Below are 19,935 nucleotides of genomic sequence, written 5' to 3'. Positions count from 1 at the left end.
TTTAAGTTCATGCCTTCTTTGTTTCAACCCCGCTTAAAAGTGTTGAGAGTGGGGTATATTTTATAAAAATATATTGGTACATCTTATCTAGTTGTAATGATGACAAAAAACTAGGCGTGCGAATAAAATTACTATATACCCTAACCATAAAAGATTAAAAGGAATTTAATCATGGCTTATAAGCAAATCTCCGATCAAACCAGTGGCTTTTTTATTCCCTGCGTATCATTATTTGGACCTGGCTGTGTCAAAGAAGTGGGATCAAAAGCCAAAGATCTAGGTGCTAAAAAAGCGCTTATTGTAACTGACCAAGGGCTGAACAAAGCAGGTGTTCCAGACATTATCATTAAACATTTAAGCGAACAAGGTATTGATAGCTACGTATTTGCAGGCGCAGAGCCAAATCCAACTGACAAAAATGTCCACGATGGCGTCACAGCGTATCAGGATAACGGCTGTGATTTTATCATCTCATTGGGTGGTGGTTCGTCACATGACTGTGCAAAAGGGATTGGTCTAGTGACGGCAGGCGGTGGTCATATCCGTGACTATGAAGGTATTGATAAAAGTAAAGTGCCAATGACACCATTGATTGCTATTAATACCACGGCAGGCACGGCATCAGAGATGACACGTTTTTGTATTATCACCAATACCGATACCCACGTCAAAATGGCGATTGTAGATTGGCGTTGTACACCACTCATTGCTATTGATGACCCTCGACTGATGACTGCTAAACCTGCATCTTTAACTGCGGCAACAGGTATGGATGCGCTAACCCATGCAGTAGAGGCGTATGTATCGACTGCTGCAAATCCGATTACAGATGCTTGTGCTGAAAAAGCCATTCGAATGATTCAACAATGGCTGCGTCAAGCAGTAGCAAATGGCGAAAACATTGAAGCGCGTGAGGCTATGAGCTATGCTCAATACTTAGCAGGCATGGCGTTTAATAATGCCTCGCTAGGTTATGTACATGCGATGGCACACCAGTTAGGTGGGTTCTACAATCTGCCACACGGTGTCTGTAATGCGATTTTGTTACCGCACGTCTGTGAATTTAACCTTATCTCAACACCTGAGCGTTATGCAGATATTGCAGAATTTATGGGCATCGACATCAAAGGCATGACTCGAGCAGAAGCAGGTAAGGCAGGCATCAATGCAATTCGTGAGCTATCCCAAGCAGTAGGTATTCCTACGGGACTTACTGAGCTTGGTGTTAAACAAGAAGACCTTGCCATCATGGCAACCAATGCCCAAAATGATGCTTGTATGCTCACCAACCCACGCAAGGCAAATCATGAACAGGTCGTCGCAATCTTCGCAGCTGCCATGTAAATGTAAAATCAAACTAAAACAGACTCACAGCAGTGAAAAAGGGGACTTTAATAGTCTCCTTTTACATTGAGCGCTGATACAAAGCGCATAAATTTTTGCGTAAATTGATTAAAATATAGTAGCATAAAGGGATGAAACAAAAACTTATCACTCGCTTATACCATTGCCAATGCTTACTGCTAACCCAAGAAAGCTACCCACTTAGTCACTATGCCAAGCCTCATCTAGCACAAAATCTGATAGCAAAAAATCTCGTAGTAAAAAATCTAGTACCACAAATCAGCGATAACCGCATCTACAAGCGAGCCACCGATGGTAGACGCACACTTGACCATTTTAACGCTATGCGTAGCTCTACTATCAAACACAATCCTATCTTTGATAAAACCAGACCGGTTCAACTATCAACAAGTCAATATAATCGCCAATAAAACATCATGACCCATTTAAACAATAAGTTTAATCAATAAGGATATTTATCATGTTAAAAAAGTATAAGCCGACACTCGATAAATTAGCGAAGATCGTAGGGAAGTCTCATGTACTCATCGATGAACAAGATACCCGTCATTATCGACAAGGCATACGTTTTGGTGAGGGAAAAGTGTTGGCTGTGGTATGTCCCGGCACCTTACTTGAACAATGGCAGGCACTACAAACAATTATTGAGGCAGATTGTGTGGTAATTATGCAAGCTGCCAATACAGGACTGACAGGCGGCTCTACACCTTATGGTGATGAATATGATCGTCCAGTCATCATTATGAGTACTCGGCGTCTACAAGGTATTCAAGTGATTTTAGATGGCAAACAAGTCGTGTGTTTACCAGGCGCAACTTTGGATAATCTTGAGCGTACTTTAAAGCCTTATAATCGTGAACCGCATTCCGTGATTGGGTCATCATGTATTGGCGCTTCAGTTTTAGGTGGCGTGTGCAACAATTCAGGCGGCGCGCTGGTACGTCGTGGACCTGCTTATACTGAAATGGCGTTGTATGCCCGTGTCAATGAATCGGGTGAGTTAGAATTGATTAATCATCTAGGTATTGATTTAGGCAACACGGCTGAAGAGATACTCACCAGACTGCAAAAACAAGACTATGAAACCGGTCAGGTAACCACCCAAACTAGCCAGCTGGCATCAGACAATCGTTACGCGCATGACGTTAAGCAAGTCGATGCAGATAGTCCTGCTAGATTTAATGCCGATCCGACACGGTTATATGAAGCATCGGGGTCAGCGGGTAAAGTCTGTGTGTTTGCGGTGCGACTCGATACCTTTGAAAAAGTTGAGAGTAAGGTTTTTTATATCGGCTCAAATGACCATGATGACTTAACAGCAATACGTCGTTATTTGCTGACATCGTTACCCAGCTTGCCGATTGCTGGAGAATATATTCATCGGGATGCCTTTAGTATTGGCGCAAAGTATGGCAAAGACACTTTCTTGTTTATTGAACGTTTTGGCACGGTGAATATACCCAGAGCATTAGCCCTCAAAGATCGCGTTGATGGGTGGTTGGAAAAAATCAAGATACGAGGGTTAACTGATCAAATTTTACAAGCTATCACCTTTTTCTTACCTAGTCATTTACCGCAGCGCATGCTAGCATTTCATCAGCGTTTTGAGCATCACTTGATTCTACGAGTGGACGAGCAAAGCGCAGAACAGACACAGCAGTTTTTAAATGAGTATTTTGCCGTTCATTCTACTGGCTCGTATTTTGCCTGTACGGAGGAAGAAGGTCGCAAAGCTTTCTTACACCGTTTTGCTGTTGCCGGAGCGGCGATACGATATCGTGATACCCATCGAGCAGAGGTTGAGGATATTGTGGCATTGGATATTGCGTTACGACGTAATGATAGAGAATGGGTGGAAAAAATCCCCGCAGATCTAGAACAACATATGTTACATAAATTATATTATGGGCACTTTTTTTGTCATGTATTTCACCAAGATTACATCGTCAAAAAAGGCACTAATCCACTGGATATTGAACATCAGATGTGGCAGCTGCTAGATGAGCGTAGAGCAGAATACCCCGCAGAACACAATGTGGGTCATTTATATGTTGCTAAGCCAGCATTAGCCAATTTTTATCGAAAGCTAGATCCTACCAACACCTTTAATGTGGGGATTGGTCACACTTCAAAGTTAAAATACTGGCGCAAACCTAACGCATGACGACATTTAACTAGGTAAGCATCCGACCATCAGGGCAATCGCACGATAAAATTTTATCGAACAGTAGCTGCTCAAGATAAACTATTCCAGATAAGCTGTTTAAGATAAGCGTTATTTTGCGATGCCCCAATTTTACGATGGTAAACAGACAGTTTAACATCGTCATGCTCATTTTTTGTTTACTGTCAGATAGTGGGTAAGTTCTATCCGCAATTAAACCAATCCAAGCGCTTCAATCAATTGTTTATTTGGATTGACTTGGTTCATGCTGTAAAAATGCATTGACGGCACGCCTTCGGCAATCAAACGCTCACAGAGATTGACCATCACTTCAAACCCAAATTGACGAATGGCTTTTTTGTCATCGCCATAGTCTGCAAGCTGTTTACGGATAAAACGTGGAATATCTGCCCCACAGCCATCGGCAAACCGAATCAAATTTGACGCATTGGTGATGGGCATAATGCCTGCGATAATTGGAAACTCATCTTGTGTCACCCCTTTTTTGGCAAGGGCATCACGCAGATATAGATAGCTGTCAGCGTTGTAGAAAAACTGGGTAATCGCTTCAGTCGCACCTGCGCGGTATTTATTGAGCAAGTTTTGGATATCGGCATCAAAGCTTTTGGCTTGCGGGTGCATTTCTGGATATGCAGCCACTTTGATACGAAAATAATCACCGCTATGCTCACGTATGTATTTAACCAAATCGACAGCAAACGGCAGCTCGCCAAGACCCACCATACCCGATGGCAAATCACCGCGCAGCGCCACCAAGCGATTAATACCTAACGATTTATAATAATCCAATAACTCGCCAATTTTGGCTTTATCATCGCCAATACAGGATAAATGCGGGGTGATAGGCGTATCACTTTTTTCACTCAGTGCCTTAACGATACCTAAGGTGCGCTCACGGGTTGACCCACCTGCGCCATAAGTCACGCTAAAATATTGAGGTTTTAAAGCATTTAATTCATCAAAGGTTGCCAATAATTTGGTTTGACCGTCATCGGTCTTGGTGGGAAAAAATTCAAAAGAAAACGGCGTTGTCATGGTGGTCATGAAAGTATCCAAAATGATAAAAAATACCACCATTATAACGGGTAAAACAGTAAAAAAATTGAATTTTTTGGCATAAATATTGAGTTAAACTGCATAAAAAAAGCCATGTCCATTGGCATGGCTTTGATTGAACCTTTAACAAATAGTAGTTATAGCTATTAGTATTTATAGCTATCAGGTTTGAACGGACCTTCAATTGGCACACCGATATAATCGGCTTGTTGCTGCGTCAATTTAGTCAGTACCCCATTAAAGCCTGCGACCATGGCTGCTGCCACTTCTTCATCGAGTTTTTTCGGCAATACTTTGACATATAAATTGTCCGCTTTTTTGTCCGCAGGCAAATCAGCAAATTTTTCTTTGAATAAGTGCATTTGTGCCAATACTTGGTTAGCAAAAGAACCATCCATAATACGTGATGGGTGACCTGTGGCATTACCCAAATTGACCAAACGACCTTCCGACAATAAAAGCAAGTAATCGTTTTCATCTTCTGATCGATAGACTTGGTGTACTTGAGGCTTCACTTCCACCCATTTCCAGTTGTCACGCATAAACTGGGTATCAATCTCAGTATCAAAGTGACCAATATTACAAACCACTGCGGTGGCTTTTAATGCTTTTAACATATCGCTATTACAGACATGGTAATTACCAGTGGTAGTGACCACCAAGTCAGTATCTTGCATAAGGGTTTTGTTGACGCCTTTGGCAGGGTCACCTTCCACAAATGGCGAAACTAATTCATAGCCATCCATACAAGCTTGCATACCACAAATTGGATCGGCTTCCGTCACTCGTACTACCATGCCTTCTTGACGTAGGCTTTGAGCCGAACCTTTACCCACATCGCCATAACCGATAACAAGCGCACGACGACCCGCCAAAAGCATATCGGTACCACGTTTGATGGCATCGTTTAGACTATGACGACAGCCATATTTGTTGTCATTTTTTGATTTGGTCACTGCGTCATTGACATTAATGGCGGGTACTTTTAGGGTGCCTGCATTGAGCATTTCAATTAGACGATGTACCCCTGTTGTTGTCTCTTCTGAGATACCGTGAATGTTGTCGAGCATTTGCGGGTAGTCGTTATGAATCAGCGCCGTCAAGTCACCGCCATCATCTAAAATAATATTGGCATCCCATAGCTTGCCCGTGGCTTCACCGCCTTCAAAAATCTGCTGGCGAAGACACCATTCGTATTCTTCCTCAGTTTCGCCTTTCCAAGCAAACACAGGAATACCGGCTGCTGCGATGGCGGCAGCGGCATGGTCTTGGGTTGAGAAAATATTACAAGAAGTCCAGCGTACTTCAGCACCCAGCGCCACGAGCGTTTCAATCAATACCGCTGTTTGAATGGTCATGTGGATACAGCCCACAATCTTGGCGCCTTTTAAAGGCTGCACGGTTTGGTAGCGTTGGCGTAAGCCCATCAAAGCAGGCATTTCAGTTTCAGCCAGTTTGATTTCTTTGCGACCATAGTCGGCAAGGCTAATATCGGCAACTTTATAATCAGAAAAATTTGAATCGGTAGAATTGATAGACAGGGACACTGCGTCCACTCCTTAATAACCAGTAAAAAAAGTTAAAGTAAAAACGCAGATGCCGTTATTTATTTTGTATTTATTTTGGTTAAAATACAAAAAACGAGCCTAGCGCAGGCAAGCAAATATAAATTAAGCGAACCTTAAGCTGCAGCATCTCTCGATAGGCGTATTGTAAAAAAAATTAACATAAAAGTCATTCTCTTAATTGCAACATCAACTTAAGTCTTTTAAAAAAGCAACATTTTTGATAAAATATTACACTTCATCCTATGTAATTACATAAACATATAGAAAAGTTATACAAAATTAAAAGACATTGCTGAAAAATTACGTTTTAATATACCTAAGAGAAACGTAACAAAATATGTCAACTAATTTACTTTTTCTTTATATGTCATTCATCGCTTGAAAGTCTTTTAGATTTTTAAGAGAAATGATAAATTTACTTTATCCTGTCCTTAGGAGATTTATATGAAAGTTTTGAAATTAGCTGCTATTCCTGCTGCTTTAATCGCAACTTCTGCTTTTGCTGAAACTGTAGTTGTTGACCAACAAGTTGTTGCACAGCCTGTTGCCGTATCTACTACCACCTACGATCCAAACTCAGGTGTAGTAAAAAACACAACAACTCAATTGGTTTCTGGTACTAGAACGTTTTTTGATACCGTAACACATCCTGCCGCTATCAGTGCCGAAGTAGGTACTTTAGGTTATGGTGCTAATCTTGGTTGGGCTCTAAACGATAAGACTGAGCTTGTAGTTGGTTGGGCTGGCGGTGATATTGGTGATTTAAAAAACACCATCAAAATTGAAGATGTTAAATATGACTTAGAAACAGATTCAAGCAACCCATATATTGGTGTGAATTTACGTCCAGCTGGAAATTGGTTTACTGTGGGTGTTGGAACCATTTTTGGTGACAACGAAATCACCTTGAAAAAACAAGCGACTGAAACTAAACCAGTTAACATCAATGGTAACTCTTACTATGGTAACATTGAAGCTTCAGCTGAAAATAAAAACACTTTGAACCCATACTTAACTATTGGTTTCCGTCCTAATATCACTAATAACTTTGGTGTATTTGGTGAAATTGGTGCAGCTTACACGGGTGGCTTAAAAGTAACTGATGCTAACACGCGAGTTCTAGATGCCAATGGTCAAGAAATTACAAAATTCGACAATAATCAATTAAAATCTGACTTACAACAAGATTTGGATGATTCAAATTATTCAAAATGGTATCCAATCGCTAAAATTGGTGCAACTTACCGTTTCTAATTTGTTAGCGTAAGCTGTAGAAAAACGACACTTTTGGTGTCGTTTTTTTTTGCTGAATCATTGCCAAAAGTTTGCTTTATTGATACTATCCGCTATCAATTTTTGAGGCGAGATTTGTTGATGTATAACAAAGATTTAGCTTGCTTGGCGCAAGCAAGTGTGATGGATAGCATTCATTGTAGTGTCAATCTTATCAGTTCACCTATGTGGGATTGGTTGGTGTGGATTTTGATTTGTATTGGTGTGTTTTTCACCGTCATGACAGGGTTTGTTCAATTTCGTTTATTTGGACATAGTGTCAAAAATTTGCTGGCTAGTCGAAGCACCGAACATCACGAGCATAGTGAGAGTATCTCATCGTTTCAAGCGTTTATGACAGGACTGGCGAGTCGTGTCGGTACAGGGAATATCGCAGGAGTTGCTATTGCCGTGAGTGTTGGCGGACCGGGTGCGGTATTTTGGATGTGGTTTATTGCTTTGATTGGGATGGCATCGGCGTTTGCTGAGTCGTCATTGGCACAATTATTTAAGGTGCGAGATGCCAATGGGCATTTTCGGGGTGGACCTGCTTACTATATCCGTCAGGGTTTAGGGCAAGGTTGGCTAGGTGTGGCGTTTGCAGTGAGTCTGATTTTGTGTTTTGGCTTGGTATATAATGCCATTCAAGCCAATACCATCGCCCAAGCGGTACAATCAGCCGTCGGTTGTACGGGCGATAATACCTGTGCTTCATGGGGAACAGGTAAACATGTGGTAGCGATATTGTTGGTTATCATTTCTGCACCGATTATTTTTGGTGGGATAAAACGCGTTGCCACCATTTCAGAAATGCTAGTACCTGTGATGGCAGGGGTGTATCTGCTAATGGCGTTGTATATTATTGTGACCAATATCACCATGATTCCACAGGTATTTAATTTGATTTTGACCGATGCCTTTACTTTTAATGCGGCAGCGGGTGGGGCGTTAGGCGGTTTGGTATCGCAGTCGATGATGCTTGGGATTAAGCGGGGTTTGTACTCTAACGAAGCAGGTCAAGGCTCTGCCCCCAATGCCGCTGCTGCTGCGGATGTGCCTCACCCCGCCACACAAGGACTGATTCAAAGTTTGGGTGTTTTTGTGGATACCATTATTGTCTGTTCTTGTACTGCGTTTATTATTTTATTATCAAAACTGCCCACCGCTGATTTGACAGGCATTCAATTGACCCAAGCCGCGTTAGAAAGTCATGTGGGTTCATGGGCGCAAATTTTCCTAGCGGTAGTGCTGTTCATGTTCGCTTTTTCGAGTATTATTGGCAACTACGCCTATGCCGAAACCAATGTGCAATATCTTAAGAATCATCCAATGATTTTAAATATATTTCGTATGTTAGTGCTCGCCTTTGTGTATTTTGGTTCTGTGGCTGAAGTGCCTATGGTGTGGGATATGGGGGATTTGATGATGGCGATTATGGCGTACATTAATCTTGTCAGTATCGTTCTGTTGTCAAAATATGTATTTATTTTGGCAAAAGATTATTCCGCTCAAATCAAATCAGGTGTTAAGCATCCTGTTTTTAACATCAATAAATACCCCGCCATAAAAGCCAAAGTCACATCGGGAATATGGGAAAAGTAGCGATTAGACAATAAAAAAAGCCGTTGGTTATCAATGGCTTTTTATTGTTTGGCTAGGTATCATAAGCGATACCAATAAATAGTGCGTTTTTTTATAGGTTTTTAAAACAGGGTTTAGAACAGGCTTTAACACCCAATCAGATGATTGATTTTTCAAATACCTGCCGTAATTCAAAACTGGTATGCACTTGTGCGATACCTTCGATACGGTTTAGACGATGCAATAAAAATTCTTCATAATGCGCCATATCTTTGACCAAAGCTTTGATAAGATAGTCTTCGCTGCGCCCTGTCACTATACTACAGCTGACCACTTCAGGAAATTCTCGTAGTTTTTTTTCAAAATTGCTAAAGCGTTCTGCCGTATGTTTATCCATGCTAATGGCAATATAGACTGACAGTTGATAGCCTAATTTTCTAGGGTCGGTGGTGACACTATAACCCGTGATCACACCGGCATCCTCTAATTGCTTGACTCTGCGCGCACAGGGGGTAGGGCTTAAGTTTACGCTTTCCGCCAATTCAAGGTTACTCATGCGTGCATTTTCTCGTAATAGCGCTAAAATTTGTCTGTCTATTTTATCTAATGAAGTCATGGCAAACTCTCAAAATTAGTGATTTTAACTAAACAATATAATTATAGTAGCCATAAATATCAAATTCTATGTTTTTTATAGCAAAATTTAGTTACTTCAACTACAAAAAAATGGATATAATTTCATCATAGAATTTTAAGTAAAATTAAATGTGGAGAATTAGCATGTCAATACAACCCAAAAACGCGGCTTTTAATCATAAAAAATACCAACCCTTTGCGTTTGCACCAAAGATGACCCAGCGTACTTGGCCCGATAAAACGATCACCAAAGCGCCCATATGGACGTCGGTGGATTTGCGAGATGGTAACCAAGCTTTGATTGAGCCGATGAGCATTGAACAAAAAATGCGCTTCTTTGACTTGTTGGTGCAAGTGGGTTTCAAAGAAATTGAGATTGGTTTTCCATCAGCGGCACAGGTGGAGTATGACTTTACCCGTAAACTAATCGAAGGCGGACACGTACCCGACGATGTGACCTTGCAAGTATTGGTGCAGGCACGCGAACATTTGATTCGCCGTACCTTTGAGTCGCTAAAAGGTGCCAAACGTGCCATCGTCCACGTGTATAACTCAACCTCAAAAGTGCAGCGCGAAAAAGTGTATCAAAAAGATTATGATGACATCATTGCGATTGCGGTTGAAGGTGCAACATTATTGCGTGATTTGGCGAAAGAATACCCTGAAACCGAATGGATTTTTGAATATTCCCCTGAAAGTTTCTCGCAAACCGAGGTCGATTTTTCGGTCAAAATCTGTGATGAGGTGTGTAAAGTTTGGCGCCCGGACTTAGGTCAAAAAGTAATCTTTAACTTGCCATCAACCGTAGAAAGCTCAACGCCCAATATCTATGCCGATCAGATTGAATATTTTTGCCAAAACTTACCCATGCGAGAGCATGTGATTGTGAGCCTTCACACCCACAATGACCGTGGCTGTGCTGTGGCTGCCAGTGAGTTAGGTTTGATGGCAGGCGCTGACCGTATTGAAGGTACGCTTTTTGGTAATGGCGAGCGCACAGGCAATATGGACATCATGGTCATGGCGATGAATATGTATAGCCAAGGCGTAGACCCACAGCTTGATTTTAGTAACATGAGCGAAATCGCCCAAGTGGTGAGTGAGTGCAATCAGTTACCGATTCATCCACGCCATCCTTATGTGGGCGAGTTGGTATTTACCGCTTTTAGTGGCTCGCACCAAGATGCCATCAAAAAATCGCTAGATTATAACGAGCAAAATGCCGAAACCACCCAAGGCTTATGGGATGTGGCGTACTTGCCGATTGACCCTGCTCATATCGGACGCGGCTATCAGGATGTCGTGCGTATCAATAGCCAGTCAGGGAAAGGCGGTGTTGCTTATATCTTGCAACGTGACTTTGGTTTTCATTTGCCGCGCTGGACGCAAATTGACTTTAGCCGTGTCATTCAGCAAGAAGCTGAAAGTCGCCAGACAGAGTTGACCTCAGATGATGTTATTAGCGTGTTTAAAAACACTTATTTGAACCAATCTACTTTGGCGTTGCAAGATTATGAAATCAAGAACACCGCTGGCTCAGTAAGCTTTACAGGCTCTGTGCGCATGGGGGATGATATCATAGACGTCGTTGGTAATGGTAATGGTCCGTTGTCTGCCTTTATCAATGCCATCTCTGCCAAATTGAACAAAAATATTCACGTTATCAACTATGCAGAGCATGCGTTAACGGTGGAAAGTCAAAGCCCGCTCACCCAAAACAACAGTGATGCCAATGCCGTTGCTTACTTACAGTTGAATATTGAAGGTGAGATTTATTCAGGTATCGGCACTTGCTCAAGCACCGTATCAGCGATGTTAAAAGCCGCCTTATCTGCGTTGGCACAAGCGCAGATTGCCGATACTGAGCATCATTAATTAGCTTTATAAAGCGCAAATTTATCCGTAGCTTTTATCCGCAAAAGAGCAATTGCCCTAGTTGCTCTTTTTTTATGGGCTAACAGGTGAAATGCCTAGATTAATAGTACACAGGGCTGATAGCAAAAGGGGTTTAATTCCAAACATACTATTTTATGGTATGATAGAGGCATTTTAAATTTTACAGTAATAATAGAGTTGTATGATGCATTGCGATATTTATAAATTTAGCAAAAAAGATGACCTGTATGTGTACATTGCTCGTCCAGATTATCCCAATGACACGGATGAGATTCGTGACTGGTTGTCAGTGTTGCCCAAGGATTTTCGCCAAGCGATTGGGCGCGAAACCTTTGTGATGCATTTGGATTTGGCGAATACGCCAAAGCTTGCACGAGTCAATAAAGCAGAAGTGTTAGAAAAGTTGCAAAGCCAAGGGTATTTTGTGCAAATGCCGCCTGAAGATGTGTTGTTACGCCAAGCAAAATTGAATATGGCAGAAGCGCAGCAGAACAAGTGGCAGTAGCAAAATTTTAACCAAATGATTTGAATCATGCTAAAATAATCTATCTATTTTTGGCAAGGCAAAATTATGTTTGCATTTTTATCACTCGAGCAAATCGGTAATGTGCTAGGCGAAATCATCATTTGGTGGGCGCAGCTGGTTCAAGGTGTGCCGCCAGACAAATTACCCCTATATGCCTATGTGGGATTTTCCATTGTGGTATTACTGCTTTGGATTTTAGTGGTACGGATTTTGCCAAAAACGCTTGCAGGTTTGAGTTGGATTATTCTATTTGCGATTTTGCTCACGCCAACCACTTCCCTTGGTACACCGCCTGACATCGCCCCAGCGAGCATTTCAGTGGTTTATGGGGTTTTACTCAAAGATCCAGCAATTATCTTTAATGGGTTGCTACCAATTATGGTTGTCATTACAGTGGGCTGTATTTTAGGTTTTATTTGGCAAATTCTTCGAATGGGCATCGATAAAACCAACAAAAAACATGCGTTAAATAACGCCAATATCAGCCAGCCTAGCCGCTAAGTTATGAGAGTGATAAGCCAACAAGCTGTTACGGCTTAACTTTTTATAGCTTAATCTTTTAAAGCTTAACCTTTTACTTATAGCTTAACTTTCCCTAAAACTTATGATAGTCTGAAACTCATTTTTGACGATTATCATAGGTTTTTTTATGTCTGACCATCAGCCAAATGCTGCTATCCAAAATAGCGTCACCCAAAGCAGTTTTAAAAGCACCGATAGTTATATCGCCACTGACAGCCTAAAGCTTGCCGTCAACGCTGCGATTCAATTGCAAAAACCGTTACTCATCAAAGGGGAACCTGGCACGGGTAAAACGCTACTGGCTGAAGAAGTGGCAAAAAGTTTAGGTATGCCGCTTTTAACTTGGCACATCAAATCAACCACCAAAGCCGAACAGGGCTTGTATGAGTACGATGCGGTATCACGCCTGCGGGATAGTCAATTGGGTGATGACCGCGTGTATGATATTGCCAACTACATCAAGGCAGGCAAGTTATGGCAAGCATTTACCAGTCCTGAGCGTGTGGTGCTGCTCATTGATGAGATTGATAAAGCGGATATTGAGTTCCCCAACGACTTGCTGCATGAGCTTGATAAAATGTCGTTTTATGTGTATGAAACTGGCGAAACGATTACCGCCGATCATCGTCCCGTCGTTATTATCACGTCAAACAATGAAAAAGAACTGCCTGATGCCTTCTTGCGTCGTTGCTTTTTTCATTATATTGATTTTCCTGACCAAGCAACCATGCGCGAAATTGTGGATGTGCATTTCCCCAATCTACAAACAGACTTGGTGGATGAAGCGCTCAAGGTGTTCTACGGTCTACGAGAAGTCAAAGGCTTAAAAAAACCGCCATCTACCTCTGAGTTGATAGATTGGATTAGTTTGCTGATGGCCGATGATTTACAAGCGGGCAGTCAAAATGCGATTGAGCGGTTGAAAAATCCAAGCGATAGCTTACCGCCCATGGCGGGGGCGTTATTAAAGAATGAAAATGACTTGAGTTTACTTGAACGTATGGGCTTTATGCTGCGTCGTAGTCGATAGGGGATTGGTGTGTTTATCAATCTTTTTTACACCTTACGCACTTATGGCGTGCCAGTTTCCACCCGTGAATTGCTAGACCTTTATGCCTTGCTAGAATCAGGCATTGTGTTTGCCGACCGTGAACAATTCTACGAGTTGATTCGCCTATGTATGATCAAAGACGAAAAATACTTTGATAAATTTGACCGTGCCATGGCGGATTATTTTGAAGGTATTGATACACTCGACATTGACGAGCTGATGGCAAAATTGGGTAATATCCCTAAAGAATGGCTGGAACTCAAACTTGACCCCAACAATCTCACCGAAGCCCAGCGGCGCCTACTCAAAAAATATGGCTCGCTTGAAGCACTCATGAAAGCACTAGAGGAACGGCTAAAAGAACAAAAAGAGCGACACCAAGGCGGTAACAAATGGGTCGGTACAGGCGGCTCATCGCCATTTGGGGCGTATGGCGACCATCCTGAAGGTATCCGCGTGGGTGGTGAAAGCCGAAAACGCAGCGCGGTCAAGGTGTGGGAGCAGCGCAAATACCGCGATTTGGATACGGATAACCAGTTAGAAACCCGCTCCATGCAGATGGCACTGCGTAAACTGCGTAAATTCGCCCGTGATGGGGCGGCTGATGAGCTTGATATTGGCTCAACCATCAAGAAAACCGCGCAAAAAGGGATGCTTGATGTACAGCTGCGTCCCGAACGCCGTAATCGTGTCAAAGTGCTCATGCTGTTTGATATCGGTGGTAGCATGGATAGCTATATTGAAGCGTGTGAGCGCTTATTTGCCGCTGCCAAAAATGAGTTTAAGACGCTTGAATTCTTTTATTTTCATAACTGCGTGTATGAGTATGTTTGGACAGAAAATGCCCGCCGTAACGCCAGTGCCGTGCCCACATTGGATGTGCTACACAAATACGGCAGTGATTATCGGGTGATTTTTGTCGGTGATGCGGCAATGTCGCCTTATGAGTTGTTATCTGTCGGCGGCAGCGTTGAGTATATGAGCCAAGATACGGGACAGGCGTGGCTAAAACGTATCACTAACCACTTTGATAAAGTCGCATGGCTCAATCCTGAGACACCAAGCTACTGGCAATACACCCAGACCATCGGCTTAATCAAAGATATCATGCAAGGTCATATGTATCCGATGACCTTGCATGGGATTGAAGATATGACTAAGTATTTGGCGCGGTAAGATTTTTAAGGGAATTAAAAAAGCATGAATCAATTTCATGCTTTTTTTGTGCTGATAGGCGGATAGTCATCTAAAAACTGATATTAAGCTAAAGGCTGCTAGTCAGCTAACATTAGTTTAGACCACTTACACGTTCAATAACAACGTTGCCTGTGCCCGTGCTTGCTAAGCCAATTTGTTTGGCGGCGGCATACGATAAATCTAAGACGCGATGGCTTGAAAACGGACCGCGGTCATTGACTTTTACCACAACGCTTTTGCCGTTTGATTTGTTGGTTACTTTGATATAACAGTTCATTGGCAATGAGCGATGCGCCGCAGTCAACGAATTGGCATCAAAAGTATCACCGCTAGCAGTTTTGCGACCTTGAAACTGACGACCATACCAAGAGGCGACACCCGTTTGGCTAAAGCGATTGACCGTATTGGATGCAACGGCAGAAAGACGCTCTAACACGTCTGAATCTTTGCTAGCTTGTGAAGTGTCTTGGCTGATAAGTTGGCTGTCTAAGGCAAGGTTACGAGGTTGGCGGGCTGATTTGACTAAGTCTGATGCATTGTTGTGCTGGCGGGTTAACTCATTAAGTACGTGATCTAAATTGCTCGTGGCTGCTTGGGTAGTTGAGCTAAGCGCCGTTACGCCACAAAAGCAAAGTAACGTCGCTACATTAGCTAAATTCGATTGACGCTTTGACATAATGACCTCTGAACAATCGCTCTTTACAATGAGCGCCTTATATTTGGGAGCCAATAAGCCTTTACTTTATATGTCATGCATACAAATCGCTTATAGGGCACCAAGAAAATTTATGAGATTTAACAATTAGTTTACAAATTTTACTTTGTTTCGGTATGTAATTGTTCAATCTTGATGACCCACAATAAGCAATTACGCGATTAAAATCACGATTTATTTAGATAAAAGGTATAAAAAAATAGATAAACGGTAAAAATTATTAAGTTTTACCGTCATAATTGTTTAAAACTACTCATAAAAAGGATATCTTTTATGCTAACTTTTTTACGTTTTTTACATTTAAAAATACCTATTTACATAAATAGTTACATAAATAATTGTTTATAAATAATCTATTTACAAACAAAATAGTTTCGAAAATAGTGTGACGGTTATTTAACATTATGCGAGGCAATTGACATCACTAAACCAAATCCTGCCATCAAAGTAATTAAAGCAGTACCGCCGTAGCTGATAAATGGCAAAGGAACACCGACAACTGGCAAAATACCTGCTACCATGCCGGCATTTACAAACACATACACAAAAAATGACATGGCAATCGCGCCCGAGAGTAATTTGCTATAGACAGCAGTATTGGAGTAAGCAATAAATAAGGCGCGGCATAGAATACAAAAATACAGGAACATCAGTAAACTGACACCAATTAAGCCAAACTCTTCAGAAAAAGCCGCAATGATAAAATCGGTGTGGCCTTCGGGTAAAAAATGTAGATGAGATTGTGTGCCTTGCAAGTAGCCTTTACCTGTGAGCCCCCCTGAGCCAATCGCGGTTTTTGACTGCATGATATTCCATCCAGCCCCCAAGGCATCGCTTTCAGGGTCTAGCAAAGTTAGGACGCGTTTGCGCTGGTAGTCGTGTAACAGGTATTCCCAAGCCACAAAAACAAAGGGAATAAACAGCGCCACCGCAGAGCCAATCATCCACCAAGGTAAACCCGACAAAAACAGCACAAATAAGCCACTAGACGCCACCAATAAAGAGGTGCCCAAGTCGGGCTGCTCAGCAATTAGCAGCACTGGAATACCAATCGCCACCAGCGTGATAAGCACTGTCGATAAACTTGGCGGCAAGTCGCGTTTGGATAAAAACCAAGCAGTGAGCATCGGCATGCCAAGCTTCATAAACTCTGACGGCTGGACACTACCAAACCCAGGAATACCAATCCAGCGCTGCGCACCCAGTCGCACCTCACCAATAATTTTGACCAGTATCAGTAACGCCACACCACCCACATAAAAAAACGGGGTAAAATCACGGTAAAGACTGGGCGGGATTTGCGCCATGACAATCATCACCACAAACGCGATGGTAAAACTAATGGTTTGACGGATGACCATTCCCATGTCTTGAGTAGAGGCACTATATAAAATGGCTAAACCAAACAAAGCTGTGACAAACAATAGCATCAATAACCAAGGGTCTAAATGCACGCGCTGCCAAAAGGAGGGTAGACTGTCATTACCAAAGTGATGAGCTTGCCTAGAAAAACGGTACTGTCCAATCTTATCTACCATACACACCAAACATCAAATTAACCCGGTGACAATAAGTCTGTAAAAAGACACAAAAATAGGCTCAATAGTTTATATGGCTTAATGTGATTTTGGTAGTCTTAATAATGTAATAGTTTATAACACTTGTTTCATAGAAATAAGTCACTATATTAAGTGAGCTATCAATTAAGCTTAATTATGTCTTAATTATGTAGTGAACATAACTATCAAGTAAAAGTTAAGTGAAAATAATTATCAAGTAGGCATGATTAGCTAAGTATATCAAGCCTACTTTTTTGACAGTTGCTCATCAGTCCGTGGTGTTTTTCCATTTTGACGAAACGTGAATAGGCAATCCATGACACATCAAAACAAGACCAAAAATAAACCAACCATTATCGAAGACAACGCGCAAACCGCCCAGTATGCCAATGCCAAAAGTGCCAATACCCAGAATATCAACACTACCAAGACTCAGAATACCAAAACCAAGATTTTAACAGGCATTGTTGGCTCAGGGATGATAATGACATTGCTTATCGCCTGTAATCATCCCGTCACACCCGTCGATAATCGAAAACCTACTACGACCATCGTTCGTCAAACCCAGCCAGACCCTAAAAATCCTACTGTCACGCAGACTGACAATATGCGCGGTCTTATTCTAAACCGTCAAAACACAAGCCGACCTACAACAGATTATGGCGCACTCAAAAATAGCACACGATACAATAGTAACGTTGTCTATACCAATGATGCAGATTTTAAGGATTGGTTAGCTAGCCACAGTTATCAGCAATCAGAAGTGTTGGCGTATCAAAATTACTTGCAAAGCCAATTAGGCACCATTCCGCCGATGGATCAGTTAATCACGAGTGCCAGAGATGCACGGCGCTGCGGTTTTGAGCCGTATGAAGTACCGCCTGCGTCACTATGGCAAAATATCGTGCCCACCCTACAAATGCTGCAGCAACTGCAAAAACAAGGTTACTTGCCGTATTCGACAGTGATACGCTCCGTGTATCGAAACCCTGCATTGAATGATTGTGCGGGCGGCGCGGGGGAGAGTAAGCACATGACCAATGGCGCGATTGATATTTGGATACCTGAAAACGAAGCCAACAAATGGGCAATAGAAAGCACCTTTGATGGGCTTTGCCAGTTTTGGCAGTCCAACGGGCAAAGCTATAATTTTGGACTCGGTTTGTATCCGACAGGCTCGGTGCATCTCGATACGCAAGGCTTTCGAAAATGGGGCGCAAGCCATAGTTCAAGCTCATCACCCTGCCGTTTTTAACCCTGTCGCAACTGTTAAGCTGTTAACATTGGCTATTTAGCGATTTTTGTTGCGGTTGTTGTGTTTGGCGTGGCGCTGCCAACCGTCACAATCAAAAACTTGTTAGGGTCAATGAGGTCTTTATAGCTTTGATTGACAGCGTTAAGGTCGGCGCGCTGTACGCGCATCACGTAATCGGTCAAGTAACTATCTGGCAGCTGATAAAACCCCATCATACCAATCGTGGAATTCATGGCGGCATTGCTAGCAAAGCTAGTTGGGAAACTGTTGATTAGACTGTCTTTGGTTAAAGCCAATTCGTTTGGCGTTACCCCTTTTTCTAGCGTATTTTTGATGACTTGCTTGGTCGCCTCAATTGCTTCTTGCGACTTTTGGTTACGGGTAGAAAAGCTAACGGTATAGCTACCTTGGGCAAGCATCGGCGTGGTGCTGCTATAAATGCCATAGGTGAGCCCGCGTTTTTTACGGATATCTTCCATCAATCTGGCTTGAAAGTTGCCGCCCCCGACGATTTCATCGGCAATGGCAAAGTTGGTTTGATGCTGCAAGCCTAAGGTATCCGCCACGCGTTTTTGACCCAATTGCCCCATCAATACGGTGGTTTGGGTGCTGTCAAATGGAATATGAATCGTTTTAGCGGCGTTCAAAGGCTTGGCATCGGCAAGCTTTGGGGCAGCTGTGCCAACAGGCATTTGAGCGGTTAGCTGATTGGCAAGCGCCCGCGCGCGCTCAAGACTGATATCGCCTGTAATAGCAATATTCGCGTTCTTCGCCACCAAAAACTGCTGGCCAAAAGCTTTGAGATCGGTGGCATTGATTTTGGCAATGCTCTCTTCCGTGCCTTGGGTGGGGTGGGCATAGGGATGATTGCCATAAAGCGCCGCAGCAAAGGCGTTGCTTGCGATGCTATCGGGGTCTTCTTTGGCCTGTTGCAGGCTGATTAGATACTGGGCTTTGGTACGTTCAAAATTTTTGTTTGGAAACGTAGGCTGGGTCATCATATCGCTCATTAAACCAAGCGCAGGGGATAAACGCGCTTCATCAGATAGACTGCGCAAACTCACAATAAACATGTCTTTATAAGCACGGGCAGATAAATCAATCCCAAGCTGCTCACTGGTTTCGGCAATCTCATCTTCGCTTTTATGGCGTGTGCCCTGATCGAGCATACTCGCGGTCAGGCTGGCAATCCCAAAACCGCCTTTTTTAATGGCTTCATCACGAGCTGAGCCTGCATTAAAATACACACTGACATCCACAATCGGTAAATGATGGGTTTGTACCAAAGCGACTGGGGTACCCGAATCCGTTGTAAAGTGGATGATATTTGGTAATGTCACTTTTAACGGTGGTGTGGTTTTTAGACTGGTTAATTTGTCTAAAGCGGCAATGGGTGCATTGGGGTCAATATTGCCACTACTGTGAGCGTCGCTATGAGTGGCAGGTTCTGCATGGCCCGCTTGCGTGGCAATGGTAGTCATTAGTAATAAGATTTTAGCTAAGCGTGTTTTCATTTTTTTTCTCAACATTCTAAGGATGGTCTGACAGCAA

At 42.5% G+C, this 19,935-nt stretch carries 17 protein-coding genes; 11 read left to right on the top strand and 6 right to left on the bottom strand.

Annotation, left to right across the window (positions count from 1 at the left end; all coding sequences use genetic code 11):
• Positions 1 to 171 precede the first annotated feature (171 nt).
• The 3 genes from mdh to dld all read left to right on the top strand — a co-directional run bounded on the left by mdh (position 172) and on the right by dld (position 3,529).
• A complete protein-coding gene (gene mdh, locus RT084_RS02870; RefSeq protein WP_312383243.1) occupies positions 172 to 1,344 on the top strand; it encodes an iron-dependent methanol dehydrogenase in 1,173 nt (390 codons plus the stop codon).
• 131 nt (positions 1,345 to 1,475) lie between these two features.
• Positions 1,476 to 1,775, top strand: coding sequence for a hypothetical protein (locus RT084_RS02865; RefSeq protein WP_219331083.1), 300 nt, complete (start codon positions 1,476 to 1,478; stop codon positions 1,773 to 1,775).
• 50 nt (positions 1,776 to 1,825) lie between these two features.
• Positions 1,826 to 3,529 (top strand): D-lactate dehydrogenase, encoded by a 1,704-nt coding sequence (dld, locus tag RT084_RS02860; RefSeq protein ID WP_312383247.1) that lies wholly within the window; start codon positions 1,826 to 1,828, stop codon positions 3,527 to 3,529.
• Positions 3,530 to 3,742: 213 nt separating this feature from the next.
• Here the strand turns inward: dld and metF are convergent, their stop codons facing one another.
• Together metF and ahcY are read right to left on the bottom strand one after the other, a co-directional pair.
• On the bottom strand, positions 3,743 to 4,585 hold the full coding sequence (gene metF / locus RT084_RS02855; protein WP_312383624.1) for a methylenetetrahydrofolate reductase [NAD(P)H]: 843 nt from the start codon (positions 4,583 to 4,585) through the stop codon (positions 3,743 to 3,745).
• 167 nt (positions 4,586 to 4,752) lie between these two features.
• A complete protein-coding gene (gene ahcY, locus RT084_RS02850) occupies positions 4,753 to 6,141 on the bottom strand; it encodes an adenosylhomocysteinase (protein WP_312383626.1) in 1,389 nt (462 codons plus the stop codon).
• A 477-nt stretch (positions 6,142 to 6,618) separates the two neighbouring features.
• Between ahcY and RT084_RS02845 the strand changes: the two genes are divergently transcribed.
• Both RT084_RS02845 and RT084_RS02840 read left to right on the top strand, forming a co-directional pair.
• Positions 6,619 to 7,428, top strand: a complete 810-nt coding sequence (locus RT084_RS02845) for a hypothetical protein (RefSeq protein ID WP_312383249.1) — start codon at positions 6,619 to 6,621, stop codon at positions 7,426 to 7,428.
• A 162-nt stretch (positions 7,429 to 7,590) separates the two neighbouring features.
• On the top strand, positions 7,591 to 9,048 hold the full coding sequence (locus tag RT084_RS02840) for an alanine/glycine:cation symporter family protein (RefSeq protein WP_312383629.1): 1,458 nt from the start codon (positions 7,591 to 7,593) through the stop codon (positions 9,046 to 9,048).
• A 136-nt stretch (positions 9,049 to 9,184) separates the two neighbouring features.
• Here the strand turns inward: RT084_RS02840 and RT084_RS02835 are convergent, their stop codons facing one another.
• A complete protein-coding gene (locus RT084_RS02835) occupies positions 9,185 to 9,643 on the bottom strand; it encodes an Lrp/AsnC family transcriptional regulator (RefSeq protein WP_159676132.1) in 459 nt (152 codons plus the stop codon).
• 164 nt (positions 9,644 to 9,807) lie between these two features.
• Between RT084_RS02835 and leuA the strand changes: the two genes are divergently transcribed.
• The 5 genes from leuA to RT084_RS02810 all read left to right on the top strand — a co-directional run bounded on the left by leuA (position 9,808) and on the right by RT084_RS02810 (position 14,834).
• Positions 9,808 to 11,538 (top strand): 2-isopropylmalate synthase, encoded by a 1,731-nt coding sequence (leuA, locus tag RT084_RS02830; RefSeq protein ID WP_312383251.1) that lies wholly within the window; start codon positions 9,808 to 9,810, stop codon positions 11,536 to 11,538.
• Positions 11,539 to 11,743: 205 nt separating this feature from the next.
• A complete protein-coding gene (locus RT084_RS02825; protein ID WP_065263882.1) occupies positions 11,744 to 12,064 on the top strand; it encodes a YcgL domain-containing protein in 321 nt (106 codons plus the stop codon).
• A 66-nt stretch (positions 12,065 to 12,130) separates the two neighbouring features.
• Positions 12,131 to 12,586, top strand: coding sequence for a resolvase (locus RT084_RS02820; RefSeq protein WP_312383253.1), 456 nt, complete (start codon positions 12,131 to 12,133; stop codon positions 12,584 to 12,586).
• Positions 12,587 to 12,734: 148 nt separating this feature from the next.
• On the top strand, positions 12,735 to 13,637 hold the full coding sequence (locus RT084_RS02815; RefSeq protein WP_312383254.1) for an AAA family ATPase: 903 nt from the start codon (positions 12,735 to 12,737) through the stop codon (positions 13,635 to 13,637).
• A 9-nt stretch (positions 13,638 to 13,646) separates the two neighbouring features.
• Entirely contained in the window at positions 13,647 to 14,834 is a 1,188-nt protein-coding gene (locus RT084_RS02810) for a vWA domain-containing protein (RefSeq protein ID WP_312383257.1), read from the top strand.
• A 112-nt stretch (positions 14,835 to 14,946) separates the two neighbouring features.
• Here the strand turns inward: RT084_RS02810 and RT084_RS02805 are convergent, their stop codons facing one another.
• Both RT084_RS02805 and rodA read right to left on the bottom strand, forming a co-directional pair.
• Positions 14,947 to 15,531 (bottom strand): septal ring lytic transglycosylase RlpA family protein, encoded by a 585-nt coding sequence (locus RT084_RS02805; protein ID WP_312383258.1) that lies wholly within the window; start codon positions 15,529 to 15,531, stop codon positions 14,947 to 14,949.
• A gap of 431 nt (positions 15,532 to 15,962) precedes the next feature.
• Entirely contained in the window at positions 15,963 to 17,108 is a 1,146-nt protein-coding gene (rodA, locus tag RT084_RS02800; protein WP_282840907.1) for a rod shape-determining protein RodA, read from the bottom strand.
• Positions 17,109 to 17,445: 337 nt separating this feature from the next.
• On the opposite strand from rodA, the gene RT084_RS02795 reads away from it, so the two are divergent.
• Positions 17,446 to 18,384, top strand: coding sequence for a D-Ala-D-Ala carboxypeptidase family metallohydrolase (locus RT084_RS02795; protein ID WP_312383263.1), 939 nt, complete (start codon positions 17,446 to 17,448; stop codon positions 18,382 to 18,384).
• Between the two features lie 32 nt (positions 18,385 to 18,416).
• Here the strand turns inward: RT084_RS02795 and RT084_RS02790 are convergent, their stop codons facing one another.
• Complete coding sequence (locus tag RT084_RS02790) at positions 18,417 to 19,898, bottom strand: M16 family metallopeptidase (protein WP_312383265.1); 1,482 nt, start codon at positions 19,896 to 19,898, stop codon at positions 18,417 to 18,419.
• Positions 19,899 to 19,935: the final 37 nt, after the last annotated feature.

Source organism: Moraxella sp. CTOTU48717 (assembly GCF_032057165.1).
In the GTDB taxonomy this organism is placed as follows: domain Bacteria; phylum Pseudomonadota; class Gammaproteobacteria; order Pseudomonadales; family Moraxellaceae; genus Faucicola; species Faucicola tetraodonis.
Note: the sequence above shows the minus strand (reverse complement) of the source record. Positions and strands in the feature narration are given on the sequence as shown.